The 13,125-nt window shown below is 55.2% G+C and carries 12 protein-coding genes; 9 read left to right on the top strand and 3 right to left on the bottom strand.

All coding sequences use genetic code 11. The features are described 5' to 3' along the window. Window positions 1-99: 99 nt before the first annotated feature. Window positions 100-1,092, bottom strand: coding sequence for a PHP domain-containing protein (locus tag Q1A69_RS09410; RefSeq protein ID WP_299584450.1), 993 nt, complete (start codon window positions 1,090-1,092; stop codon window positions 100-102). 192 nt (window positions 1,093-1,284) lie between these two features. Here Q1A69_RS09410 and Q1A69_RS09415 point away from each other — a divergent pair, with 192 nt between their 5' ends. The 8 genes from Q1A69_RS09415 (at window position 1,285) to Q1A69_RS09450 (ending at window position 7,735) form a co-directional block, all read left to right on the top strand. Then, window positions 1,285-2,010: a VC0807 family protein gene (locus Q1A69_RS09415; RefSeq protein ID WP_299584452.1), complete on the top strand. Its 726-nt coding sequence runs from the start codon at window positions 1,285-1,287 to the stop codon at window positions 2,008-2,010. Between the two features lie 38 nt (window positions 2,011-2,048). Then, complete coding sequence (locus tag Q1A69_RS09420) at window positions 2,049-2,348, top strand: YciI family protein (RefSeq protein WP_299584454.1); 300 nt, start codon at window positions 2,049-2,051, stop codon at window positions 2,346-2,348. A 29-nt stretch (window positions 2,349-2,377) separates the two neighbouring features. Beyond that, window positions 2,378-3,058 carry a TIGR04211 family SH3 domain-containing protein gene (locus tag Q1A69_RS09425; protein ID WP_299584456.1) on the top strand — a complete coding sequence of 227 codons (681 nt, stop codon included), beginning with the start codon at window positions 2,378-2,380 and terminating at the stop codon, window positions 3,056-3,058. Between the two features lie 125 nt (window positions 3,059-3,183). Further along, the gene (locus Q1A69_RS09430; RefSeq protein WP_299584458.1) at window positions 3,184-3,777 is read left to right on the top strand and encodes a peptidylprolyl isomerase; all 594 of its coding nucleotides are present in this window, start codon (window positions 3,184-3,186) and stop codon (window positions 3,775-3,777) included. Window positions 3,778-3,780: 3 nt separating this feature from the next. After that, window positions 3,781-4,539 (top strand): pyridoxine 5'-phosphate synthase, encoded by a 759-nt coding sequence (locus Q1A69_RS09435; RefSeq protein ID WP_299584460.1) that lies wholly within the window; start codon window positions 3,781-3,783, stop codon window positions 4,537-4,539. Next, a complete protein-coding gene (locus Q1A69_RS09440; RefSeq protein ID WP_299584462.1) occupies window positions 4,539-5,408 on the top strand; it encodes a Rossmann-like and DUF2520 domain-containing protein in 870 nt (289 codons plus the stop codon). The genes Q1A69_RS09435 and Q1A69_RS09440 overlap by 1 nt, the downstream gene beginning before the upstream one ends. Continuing rightward, window positions 5,405-6,187 (top strand): 23S rRNA (guanosine(2251)-2'-O)-methyltransferase RlmB, encoded by a 783-nt coding sequence (gene rlmB, locus Q1A69_RS09445; RefSeq protein WP_299584464.1) that lies wholly within the window; start codon window positions 5,405-5,407, stop codon window positions 6,185-6,187. Before Q1A69_RS09440 ends, rlmB begins: the two co-directional genes overlap by 4 nt. A 318-nt stretch (window positions 6,188-6,505) precedes the next feature. Continuing rightward, window positions 6,506-7,735: an O-antigen ligase family protein gene (locus tag Q1A69_RS09450; protein ID WP_299584467.1), complete on the top strand. Its 1,230-nt coding sequence runs from the start codon at window positions 6,506-6,508 to the stop codon at window positions 7,733-7,735. A 447-nt stretch (window positions 7,736-8,182) separates the two neighbouring features. Here Q1A69_RS09450 and guaA read toward each other — a convergent pair whose 3' ends face one another. Together guaA and guaB are read right to left on the bottom strand one after the other, a co-directional pair. Next, the gene (gene guaA, locus Q1A69_RS09455; protein ID WP_299584470.1) at window positions 8,183-9,760 is read right to left on the bottom strand and encodes a glutamine-hydrolyzing GMP synthase; all 1,578 of its coding nucleotides are present in this window, start codon (window positions 9,758-9,760) and stop codon (window positions 8,183-8,185) included. Between the two features lie 89 nt (window positions 9,761-9,849). After that, window positions 9,850-11,337 carry an IMP dehydrogenase gene (gene guaB, locus Q1A69_RS09460; protein ID WP_299584473.1) on the bottom strand — a complete coding sequence of 496 codons (1,488 nt, stop codon included), beginning with the start codon at window positions 11,335-11,337 and terminating at the stop codon, window positions 9,850-9,852. A 172-nt stretch (window positions 11,338-11,509) separates the two neighbouring features. On the opposite strand from guaB, the gene xseA reads away from it, so the two are divergent. After that, window positions 11,510-12,859 (top strand): exodeoxyribonuclease VII large subunit, encoded by a 1,350-nt coding sequence (gene xseA, locus Q1A69_RS09465; RefSeq protein WP_299584475.1) that lies wholly within the window; start codon window positions 11,510-11,512, stop codon window positions 12,857-12,859. The last annotated feature ends 266 nt before the right edge of the window (window positions 12,860-13,125 follow it).

Here is a 13,125-nt window from a genome sequence, read left to right on the forward strand (position 1 = left end):
TATGAATTGAAACCTCTCACGGTGGGCACAGGTCGCCCACCAGGGATCCCGGGCCAGACAATATCCGCAACCTGCGCGCGCAGAGTGAACCCCACGCAATCAGGCCGATACCGCTTCCCCGCGTCGATCCCGGTGCAGAGTGTGCCACAGATTCCACACAGGCTCGACGTCTTCGGGCAAGTGCACACAACCGAGCTCCCTCCAGGGCTGCTCCGTCTGGTGGAAGTCACTACCCAGCGAGCAGTACAGCGGAGCCTTGTCAGACTCGACCACCACCGACTGCATCAGAGTCCGCAGCTCCCTGGTCTGTGTGGGGTTTTGCCGGCCGCAAAGCAGCTCTATCGCATCGCCTCCACACTGGTGGAACGCTTGCAGCAAACGCAGTAGCTGGGTCCGGGTAAGTCCATACTTGAGCGGGTGAGCCAGTACTGCGGAACCTCCGGCAGCATGGATGATCTCGACGGTTTCTTCTAATTGCGGCCAGGCCACCGCCACATCGCCGATTTTGCCGGCCCCCAGGTAACGCTTAAATGCGCGGGCAGTATCTTCCACGTACCCCGCCTCTACCAGCCAGCGAGCAAAGTGCGGCCGCCCCAGGACAGCATCCCCAGCAAGGGTGCGCCCCCCCTGCAGAGCTCCGGGAAAACCCCGCTTGTGTAAGCGTTCCGCAATACGCTCTGCCCGCTCCCGGCGCAGCTGTTCGCGCAGAATGATCGCTTCCCGCAGCCGATCCGATGCGGGATCAACATTCAACCCCACAATATGAACCGGGCGGCGCCCCCAGAGGCTTGAAAGTTCAATACCCGCCAATACAGTGATGCCCAAGCGGTCACCCTCCATCTGTGCCTCCACCACACCAGCCAAGGTATCATGGTCGGTGAGTGCCATCAGCGTCACACCCTGGGATTTCGCCCTCGACACCAGCTGCGTAGGACTTAAAATACCGTCGGATGCGGTGCTGTGGCAGTGCAGGTCGACTAGGTCTGTATTCAGATCTTCTGGCAAGGCTTTCAACAACAGGCTCTCACTCTCTTTGATGATGGTGGAAAAGTGTGGTGGTGAAAAAGTCGCAGTATCTATTATTTGGAACAATTATCCGGTGCAGCTGTCTTAGCCGCAGCCGGTATTTTCAGGGATAGGGCCCGGACCACAAGTCTGCCTTGGCGGCCACGAGGAACCGGAGTCTGACAGCAGTATTGTCAGCGGGGAAGTTTTTTCACCCGAAAGGCCATCACCTAATGACCTCTCAAAAGCTTCCCGCGGGCATTATCACCGGAATTGAGTATGACCGAAACGAATTCAACCACCCCTTCACCCCAGCAAAAACCCAGGAAGAAAGAGGGCCTGCTTGGCAACCTACTTCTAAATATCGTGATCCCCACACTGGTTCTGACCAAGTTGTCAGGGGATGACTGGCTGGGCACTAAATGGGCCCTGGTAGTAGCCCTGGCTTTCCCCCTCGGCTACGGTCTCCGCGATTTGATTCGCTCTGGCAAGGTCAATTTCTTCTCCGCCCTGGGCATTATCAGTATCCTCCTCACCGGGGGCATCAGTCTAATGGAGCTCGACCCGCAATATATCGCCATCAAAGAAGCCGCCATTCCCGGCCTCCTCGGTATTGCCACCGTCGCCTCACTCTACACTCGCTGGCCACTGGTAAAGACCCTGTTATACAACGACCAGATACTGGACACTGGCAAAATCGCCCAGAGCCTTGCCCATAAGGGCAATCAGGGCGCCTTCGAACGCACCCTGCAGCAAGCTTCCTGGATGATTGCCGCATCCTTCTTCCTATCGTCGGTGCTCAACTACATACTGGCAAAAATCATTTTGCAAAGCCCTCCGGGCACAGCAGCCTTCAATGAGGAGCTGGGTAAAATGACCGCCCTCAGCTACCCGGTGATCGCCCTGCCGGCCACCATCATTTTGATGCTGGTGCTGTTTTTCCTGTTCTCCCGTATTGGCAAACTAACCGGGTTGAAACTGGAAGAAGTCATGGTCCCCCAATAACAAGATTTTCCAATCAACCAACAAGAGCAAGATTCACAATGTGGTACGCAATCATCAGTGAAGATGTTAGCGATAGTCTCCCTTTGCGCAAAAAAGCGCGCCCCGCCCATTTGGCCCGAGTCAGTCGTCTGAAGGATGAGGGCCGCCTGTTAGCTGCGGGGCCACACCCGTCGATAGACAGCGAGGAACCCGGCGAGGCTGGCTTTAGTGGCAGCCTGATTATTGCGGAGTTCCCCTCCATCGAAGAGGCACAAGCCTGGGCTGATAGCGACCCCTATGTCGATGCGGGCGTCTACGCCTCAGTCACCGTCAAACCGTTCAAGTTAGTACTGCCCTAATAACAACGCTAAGCAGAAGCTGTATCACAATGAAGAAATTACTGTCAGGCCTGATCGCCGCCACACTGCTCAATGTGGTTCCGGCAACGGCGGCCGCCGAGACACGCTATATCACCGACCAACTGCATGTGCCCATGCGATCCGGCAAAGGCACTGGATTTCGCATCCTGCACCGTGGTTTGCCCAGCGGCACCCAACTCAGTGTGCTTGAAGATGCTCCGCAAGATGGCTGGACCCGTGTACGTACCACGAACGGCACTGAAGGATGGATAAGACGCCAATATCTGGTTTCCGAACCGGTGGCAAAGCTGAAACTGGAAGAGGCAACAGCCAATCTAGCCCGCTTCGAAAAAATGGAGGGCAACCTCGGTGGTGAGGTGCGCCGACTGGAGGAAGAAAACGGGAAACTGAGCAGCTCCCTGGATTCTATCCAACAACAGAATCAGACTCTGGCTGCCGAGCTGAAAACTCTCAAAGCCCTGTCAGCCGACGCCCTGGCGCTGAACGAGCGCCACCAAAAGCTCCTGCACCAGCACGAACTGCTGAAGCAGGAAAAAACTATGGCGGAGGCCGAGATCCAACGCCTGTCCGGCAGTGAGTCGCATAAGTGGTACATGTACGGCGCCCTATCCGTCCTGCTGGGAGCCCTGCTCGCAATGATCGCCCCGCATTTACGCCCGCGTAAACGCCACTCGGAATGGGCCAACTAATATCGCCTTAAATCCCTGATATCGCATACTATTGAGCCTGGGGAGGGGTACTACCCTCCCAGGACCCACATCCAACACATGGGCAGCAGCGCAGTGGCTCAGCCGTAAAACCTAAAGGACTAAGGATGATGCGAAAATTTTTTGTTTTGCTACTTTGTGCGGCATTAACACTCCCCGCACTGGCCAAAAACCCACACGTGGAGCTGAAAACCGATTTGGGCATAATTCGTATTGAGCTCTTTGCCAAAGAGGCCCCCGTTACCGTAGAGAACTTCCTCGACTACACCGATAGCGGCTTCTATAACGGGATCATCTTCCACCGAATAGTCCCGGGCTTTGTTGTGCAGGGTGGCGGTTTTACCTTTGACTTTCAGAAAAAGGAGACCCGCGACGCCATCGCCAACGAATCCGCCAATGGCCTGCAGAACCTGCGCGGCACACTCTCCATGGCCAGGACCAACGATCCCAACAGCGCCACCTCACAGTTTTTTATCAATCTGGTGGATAACACCCGCCTCGACGCCAAAGAAGACAAACCCGGCTATGCCGTTTTTGGCCGGGTGATCGATGGTATGGATGTGGTAGAAGAAATAGTGCAAAAGCCCCGCGGTCTCTACCGTCAACATCCCAGCGCCCCCAATGTACCTATTCGCATCCTCGAGGCAAAACGTATTAACACCGGCGACGATGCCGTCGCCACCAATAGCAAGGGAGAATAAGCTGTGATCGCTCTCAGCGTTAATCTCAATAAAATCGCCCTGATCCGCAATTCCCGTGAAGGTAACTTCCCCGATGTAGTCACCCACGCACGCACCTGCCTGGACGCTGGCGCCCAGGGTATCACCGTGCACCCGCGCCCGGATCAGCGCCACATTCGCCCAGGCGACGTGCGCGAGCTGGCCGCCCTATGCGGCAACCGTCACGGCATCGAGTTCAACGTTGAGGGCAACCCCTTTGCCGCACACCAGGGCGACTACCCCGGACTGATGGAACTTGTCCTGGAAACCCAACCAGACCAGTGCACCCTGGTACCCGACAACAATGACCAACTGACTTCCGATCACGGTTTCAACCTTAAACTGGACGGCCCACGCCTGGTCCCCGTGATTGCCAAATTGAAGGATGCCGGTATCCGCGTCAGCCTGTTTATGGACCCTGACCAGGAACAAATCAGCCTGGCCAAAGATGTAGGCGCGGACCGTATCGAGCTGTACACCGGTCCCTACGCGGAAGCAGTGGCCAAACAGAGTCCGGAAATGGAAGATATCTTCAATACCCACTGTGCCGCCGCCGAGCATGCACGCCACCTGGGCCTGGGAGTGAACGCCGGCCATGACCTAAACCTGGTCAACCTACCCCGCTACCGTGCACTGCCCGGATTGCAGGAAGTTTCTATCGGCCACGCCCTCACCGTAGACGCCATCGCTATGGGCCTGGAGAATGCGGTCAAAGCCTATTTGGACTGCCTCGCTGGCAAATAATGAAAACACTCAATATTATTGGTGCCGGGCGCCTGGGGAAAACGCTCGGGCGCTTGTGGCAGCAGGCTGGCTTTTTTCAAATTCAATCCATCCACAATCGCACCATCGACAGCGCACATGCCGCGGTCGAATTTATTGGTGCCGGGCAAGCCACCTCGTCAATCGAGTCCATGGCTGACGCGAATTGCTGGCTGATCTCCTGTAGCGATGGAGAAATCGAAACAGCAGCTGAGCAGCTGTCCTCGAACTTCCAGCAGCGTGAAGGGGCAATCGCTTTCCACTGCAGCGGCGCCCTCAGCTCTAAAGTACTCAAGGCCCTGCATCCAGCCTCTATCGCCAGCGCCCACCCAGTTCACAGCTTTGCCGACCCGCAACGCTCCCTGGATAGCCTCGGTGGCAGCAGCGTTGCCCTGGAGGGTGACAGCCTCGCCGTGCTGACGTTGACAGAGGCCTTCGCCTCTATAGGGTGTGGAACCCTGGCTATCAGTGCCGAGCACAAATCTCTCTACCACGCGGGCTCGGTGATCGCGTGCAATTACCTCACCACCCTGATTGATCTCAGCCTGCAAAGCTTCGCCGCTGCGGGCATCGACCGCGATAGAGCCCTCAGGCTACTCGAACCCATAGTGCTGCAGACCGTGAAGAATACTATGGCTTTGGGCCCGGAGGCCTCGCTCACTGGCCCAATTGCCCGGGGAGACTTGGAAACAGTAGCAACTCAGGCAAAAAGCCTCACCTCAGCAGACCCGCACTTGGCACACCACTATCGCCAACTGGGTCTCGCCTGTGTAAAGTTGGCGCGGCGCGGCCAGCTGTCCGATGAGACAGCGGCCAAATTGATCGAACTACTGAGTGAGCCAATGCGGTGAAAGACTCCTCTGAATACCTGGAAAAAAGGGCCTTCTTCGATAGCCTGCTGACCATATACGGGCGCAAACCGGTCCTGGAAGCACTGGAAGATCCAAGCCTCCCTCTGCACAAATTGCACCTGGCAAGCAGCAACCGACGCGATCAACTGATCAATCGCATGGAGGCCCTGGCCGAGGAGCGCCAAATAGAAGTTGCCCACTGGGATCGAAAGGGGCTCTCCCGCATCTCAAAAAATGCCCGCCAGGATCAAGGGGTAGCACTGGACCTCGCCCTGCCCAACTACGGCACTTGCAAAACATTCCTACAGCAGCGGGAAAGAGGTACCAGCCAACAGGCTTACGAGCTATTGGCACTCGATGGCATTACCAACCCGCAAAACCTCGGTATGATAATCCGTTCCGCGTGTGCCGGTGGCGTGGACGGTATCATCCTGCCAAGAAAGGGCTGCGCCCAGATCGACCCTCTGGTAATCAAAGCCAGCACCGGCGCCCTGTTTAAAACCCAAATCCTGCGCTGTGAAACCCTGGCGGATGCCCTGAGAGACTTTCGCGAGTCCGGTGCGCGTATCTGCGGCCTATCCTCCCACGCGCCAAAGACCCTGGCAGAAGTCACCGGGGACAGGCCGACTATTTTTGTACTGGGCAATGAAACCCGCGGTGTCAGTGATGCGGTAGCCAAGCAGTGTAATGAATTGCTGCGCATCCCCATGCGCAACGGTGTGGAGAGTCTCAATGTGGCCGTCACTGCCGCACTGATTAGCTTTCGTAGGGAGCTATAACAAGCCGATCAGTCTCTGAGTTTGGAGCAATTAAAAATAGAAGAGAGCTTATAAATATCGGTAAGAGCCCTTTTTTGTTGTTCTCTCTGGACTTTTCAGACCCACAGGTCAAGTTACCCTATGGTGAGGGCCCTGGCCTCTGTGATATTTTGTACACTTATTACTATTTAGTGCAATAGAACTTTTAAGCAAAGATTGAATTGAGCGGCCTAGCCTGAACATACCAGGAATTGGGCGATTTCAGGGTTTAGAGTGGCTGAACTCATAAAGATGTACTTTTGTTCCGCTATTAAGCGTTTTTTATAGATACCCAAATTCATGGTTCGTGCCCTTAAGACCCTTCATCTCGCAATCCCCCTATTCTTTTTATCAGCCACCACAATCCAAGTTGATGAGCTGTACCGAGCAGTTTTTTTCTGTGCCGTCCTGCCGGCAACACTGTTTTTGATCTGTAGAGAGCGGAAAAGTTTTTTTACCAATACCCCCAGTGCATTTTGGGTGGGTGCCGCCCTACTTACCTACTTATTTGCAAGTACCCTCTGGAGCACAGATATCACCAGTAAGGTAGCCATTCGCCACCTACGTTGGCTGATCGGAACCGGTATCTTCATTTGCTGCATGTACATCATAGGGCGGGATATCTTGGAGAACCGCCGACCATTTAGGCATATCGCCCACGCCATCGTTCTGTTTGCCACGGTCGCCACACTCGCGACCTACATGCTGGATGGGCTCTACCCCGCACGCCTCACCGGGCCCGGATTCCTCTCTCATGCCATTCAGGGACCCTCTGCACTGATTTCACTCTGGGCGATTGGCTTTATAGATAGAACCCCTTTTGATCGTCGCAATGCACTTTTAACGATCACAGCTACTTCGATGTTACTGGCTTATACCCTACTAACCCAGAGCCGGGGCCCTTTAATCACTTTGATCGTTGCGATTATCTTATATAGCGCCCTCTACCTACGCTCGCTGTACTCGCTAAAACTCTGGCCGCTGATTATGTTACCCATGGTGACTCTTGGTGCGCTAATTACCCAGATCGAATGGGCATTTTTCCAGGAACTGCTGGATCGTGGATCCAGCTTCCGCCTGGTAATCTGGAAACACACCCTGAGTGAAGCGAGTAATCACTGGCTTTTCGGCGCTGGCGTTGCAACCAACCTTCGAGAAACCAGCGCGGGACTGGCCGTCCTCAATGAGGTTGGTATCAATCCGGAGCACCCACACAGCATTATTATTTCCATGTTGTATTACGGCGGGGTAGTAGGCCTGGGGCTTTTCTGTATATTTTCAGGCCTCCTTCTCCGGGGCCTGATCTGTGCTCGACTTACCGGCACAGGCATTGCCTGTATGATCTCCCTAATCACCACATTCCTGCTTATGTCCTCCGACGGGTATCGCCTTACATCCGGCCCCTCCCCCATGTGGTTAACATTTTGGGCTCCCTTTGCCTTAAGCCTGGCGTACATCGCTCACCATGCCTCTAAAAAGCAGCTGGCGGTCAATAGCCCGCCCTATCCACAGGGTCTCCGCAGCGACTAAAACCTCTGTCGATGACCACACTTCCATTCACCTTCAATGGCGTGGATTAAATCCTCAGGGTACACACCCTTACCGGTTAATACGTAAGATATTCCGGGGCCGCTCAAAAGGAAAAGTGCGCGAACAGCCCCGGAACTAGGACTAAATGGCCCTGGGTTATCCTCTACCCACAGAATCTGTGGATATCTCTGAGGATAACTCCACTATCCCCGCTGCGAAGGCCCATGGTTGCGCCAATGTGACAATCTGAAGAAAAAATGACCACACATGGAAACGCTTAAAAAATCAACGAGTTAGGGTTAAGGGTGTAGAGTATTGGGAGGACGGGCGAAGCGGGTGGCTATCCCCAAGGGAAATAGCCACGACTGTGAAAAGTGGAACGCTCAGTGTGGAAAATCCGACTGTGGGGCGCTGAACACCCCATCAGAAAGCCGTGTAGCTAAACAGTTACTCCCACTCAATGGTGGCAGGTGGCTTGCTGGATACGTCGTATACTACGCGGGAGATATGCTCTATCTCATTAATAATACGATTGGATACCTTCTCTAAAAGCGCATAGGGCAGGTGCGCCCAGCGCGCGGTCATGAAGTCCACGGTTTCCACGGCACGCAACGCCACTACATACTCGTAACGGCGACCATCCCCCACAACACCAACAGATTTCACCGGCAGGAAAACTACGAACGCCTGACTGGTTTTGTGATACCAATCGGCCTTGTGCAGCTCCTCGATAAAGATTGCATCCGCCTCGCGCAGGATATCCGCGTATTCGGCTTTTACTTCGCCGAGAATACGCACACCCAGGCCCGGTCCCGGGAAGGGGTGGCGATAGACCATATCGTAGGGCAGCCCCAACTCCAGACCGACCTTACGCACCTCATCCTTAAATAGTTCGCGCAGGGGTTCCACCAGTTCAAACTGCATATCTTCCGGCAGGCCACCCACATTGTGGTGGGACTTGATCACATGCGCTTTACCGGTTTTAGCGGCGGCGGATTCAATCACATCCGGATAAATGGTGCCCTGGGCAAGGAAGTTGACATCCTGTAACTTGGCAGCTTCGCGATCAAAGATTTCGATAAACGTGTTGCCGATGATTTTACGCTTGGCCTCAGGCTCATCCACTCCGGTCAGGCGCGACAGGAAGTCGTCTTGCGCTTCAGAGCGAATCACACGCACCCCCATATTGTCGGCGAACATCTGCATCACCTGGTCGCCTTCGTTCTTGCGCAGCAGACCATTATCCACAAAGACACAGGTCAACTGATCGCCGATAGCCTTGTGCAGGAGTGCCGCCACAACTGAGCTGTCGACACCACCGGATAACCCCAACAGTACCTTGCCAGCTCCCACCTGCTCGCGCACCTTGGCGATGGAATCCTCGATAATATTGGCCGGCGTCCACAGCTTTTCACAGCCACAGATGTCAATCACAAAATGTTCGTAGATCCGCATCCCTTGCAAGGTATGCGTGACTTCCGGGTGAAACTGCACGCCGAAGAAATTCTTCTCGGCGGAGTACATCCCAGCAATGGGACAGGAATCCGTAGAGGCCATCAGTTCGAAACCTTGCGGCATCTGCACAACTTTATCGCCGTGGCTCATCCACACATCCAACAACGCCTCGCCGTCATCGTTGAGATGGTCTTTGATATCCTGTAACAGCTTTGATGTACCCTCCGCTTTCACCTGGGCATAACCAAACTCGCGGATATCACTACCCTGTACCGCGCCGCCCAGCTGGTGCGCCATCGTCTGCATGCCGTAGCAGATGCCCAATACCGGTACACCCAAAGTGAAGATCACTTCCGGTGCTCGGGGCGACCCCTCCTCCGGTACGGACTCGGGGCCACCGGCCAGAATCACGCCTTTTGGGTTGTATTCGCGGATCTCTTCCTCGCTCATATCGAAAGCGCGGATTTCGGAGAAAACACCCAGCTCTCTTACACGGCGGGCGATCAACTGGGTGTATTGGGACCCGAAGTCGAGGATCAGTATTCGGCTGGAGTGGATATCTTGGCTCATGATTGACTCGATAACATGGTGAATAACGGCAAACGGACCTGAAAGGTCCGTTTGCGGCTGGGTGCTGGAAGCTGTTTACTCGGGAAGGCTTAGCGCCCACCCACCGGATAGTTGGGCGCCTCTTTAGTAATCTGCACATCGTGCACATGGGACTCGCCCATGCCTGCAGTAGTGACCCGTACAAACTCTGGGCGAGTGCGCATGATTTCGATGTCCGCACTACCGGTATATCCCATCGCCGAGCGCAGGCCGCCCAGCATCTGGTGCACGATAGCGGACAGTGGTCCTTTATAGGGGACGCGCCCTTCGATACCCTCCGGCACCAATTTTTCCGCACCTTTACTGGCATCCTGGAAATAACGGTCGGAGGAGCCCTGAGTGCGGGACATGGCCCCCAGGGAACCCATACCTCGGTAGGACTTGTAGGTACGCCCCTGATATAGCTCCACTTCACCCGGTGCCTCTTCGGTACCGGCAAACATGGAACCCATCATGACAGCTGAGGCCCCAGCTACAATCGCCTTGGAGATATCACCGGAATAGCGGATACCACCATCCGCGATCATGGGGACTCCTGTGCCCTCCAAGGCAGAGGATACCTCGGCAATTGCCGTTACCTGGGGCACACCGATTCCAGTCACGATGCGAGTGGTGCAGATGGAGCCCGGGCCGATACCCACTTTGACGGCATCGGCACCCGCCTCGACTAAAGCGCGGGCGGCTTCACCGGTGGCAATATTTCCACCGATCACATCTACCTGAGCGTGCATCTTCTTGATGCGACGTACCCGCTCAATCACATTGCGAGAATGACCGTGAGCGGTATCTACCACCAGTACATCTACGCCGGCTTCAACCAGAGCCGCCACGCGGTCATCCGTATCGGGGCTAGTACCCACAGAGGCACCGACACGCAGGCGACCATCGGAATCTTTACAGGAATTGGGGTACTGTTCAGCCTTGTTAAAGTCTTTAACGGTGATCAGGCCACGCAACTCGAAATTATCGTTTACCACCAGCACCTTTTCGATGCGATGCTTGTGCAATAATTCGCGCACCTGGTCCGAGGGCGCATCCTCATGTGCCGTTACCAGACGCTCTTTCGGTGTCATGATACTGGCAACACTCACATCCAGGTCGGTGAGGAAGCGAACATCGCGGCTGGTGACGATACCCACCAGGTCCCCTCTGTCCATCACCGGTACACCGGAAATATTGTGGTGAGTGGTCAGTGCAATTAGCTCACGAACCGTGGCATCAGACTCGATTGTAATCGGGTCTTTAACCACACCGGCTTCAAATTTTTTCACAGCACGCACGGCGAGCGCCTGCTCTTCGATAGACATGCTCTTGTGGATAATGCCGATACCGCCTTCCTGAGCCAGGGCAATCGCCAGGCGCGCTTCCGTCACTGTATCCATAGCGGCGGAGACAATGGGAATATTCAGGGTAATGTTGCGGGACAGTTGGGTTTTAAGGCTGACATCCTTGGCAGTCACCTCGGAATAACCGGGCACAAGTAGGACGTCGTCGAAAGTGAGGGCTTCGCGCGCGATGCGCAGATTAGATTCAGACATTGTTGACACTCAAACCTCGAATAGGCGGGATTGGGTATCGGCGCGATTATACCCCCCAAGTAAAAAAGCGCAAATGAGAATTTACACAAAGTTGGATTTATCGAGTAAAGCACTTTACCTAAACTGGCGATACTGCAATATTGCTCCGCCAGTTTTTTCTTGAGAGGCACAGATGCAGCCCAGCTCCGCAGCTCCCAACACCAAGCGCAGCGTCCTGTCGGTTAGCGACCTCAACCGGGAGGTGAAACACCTGCTGGAGGGCAGTGTGCCCCTGCTTTGGATCAGCGGCGAAATTTCCAATTTCACTGTGCCCAGCTCCGGCCACTGGTATTTTAGCCTGAAGGATGCCCGCGCCCAGGTGCGCTGCGCGATGTTTCGTGGGCGCAACCGCAGCGTGGCATTCCCTCCGAAGAACGGTCGTGAAGTACTGATCCGCGCACGGGTGAGTCTCTATGAGGGGCGCGGTGAATTCCAACTGATCGTCGAACATATGGAGGAGGCCGGCTTTGGCGCCCTGATGCGCCAGCTGGAACAGCTCAAGGCAAAACTGCAGGCTGAGGGACTTTTCGATAGCGCCCGCAAACGTGCCCTGCCCTATTTACCCACCAATATTAGCATTATCACCTCCCCCACCGGCGCCGCTATCCGCGACATGATCCATGTGCTGGGGCGCCGTCACCCTGGGGCACAAATTGAACTCTGGCCAGTGGCCGTACAGGGACAGGGGGCTGCGCAGCAGATCGCCGCTGCTATTGAAAAGGCCGGGCGCAGCGGTCGCCACGACTTGCTTATTGTGGGTCGCGGCGGCGGCTCTCTGGAGGATCTCTGGCCCTTTAATGAAGAAGTTGTGGCGAGGGCTTTAGCGGCTTGCCCTATTCCTACAATCTCCGCCGTGGGTCACGAGACCGACACGACGGTTTCTGACCTCGCCGCCGATGTACGCGCACCCACGCCCTCTGCCGCCGCAGAAATCGCCAGCGCAAATGCCGCAGAGTTATTTCAACGCCTGGAAAACAGCAAGCTTCGATTATATCGAGCCACTCAACAACAAATGCGCCATTTGCAGCAGCAGGTCATGTTGCGACGCAACCAACTGCGCCACCCTCGCGAGCAGCTACAAAACCGCACACAGCGCCTGGACCATCTGGAAATGCGCCTATTCGCCGCGGGGCAGCAGCAGATCCAACAGCGTCGGTCGCAATTAACGGTGGCCCACAGGGCCTTCACTCACTGCCAACCCCAGCGCCGCCTACAGGAAAAACACGAACAATTACGTATGGCGCAAAACGGGCTGCAACGCGCAATGAAACACCTCTTGCAACGCAACACCGACAGGCTCAACCAGCAGGCACAGCTGCTCAACAATGTGAGTCCGCTGGCCGTTCTACAGCGGGGCTATGCCATTGCCAAAGACTCACAGGGTCGGGCCTTGAAAGATAGCCGCACACTCACCGTGGACCAGGAAATCCAAGTGCAACTGGCCCAGGGCCATTTCTCTGCCAGGATAGAAAGTATCGATTAAGGCTCACCCGGTATAAAAAGGAGAACCCCGTTTTCTCAATATCCCCCTGTCCACAACGCAGGCATTTACTCCCCGCACTGAGTTAAACCAATTTTCAACGCATCAATAAATAAAACCCAGTAAATGAGCCGCTGCGGCACGACACTATAATCCGCAAGTAGAGAGCTTCTGGAGCGATCTATGCAGTGTCGTTATAAGGCTGTAAGCCCCTTTATCAGGGTTTTGTTATATCTTTTGATACTAACCCTGGCATTTGCGGGCTGTGC

Source organism: uncultured Microbulbifer sp. (genome assembly GCF_947498635.1).
Lineage (GTDB): Bacteria > Pseudomonadota > Gammaproteobacteria > Pseudomonadales > Cellvibrionaceae > Microbulbifer > Microbulbifer echini.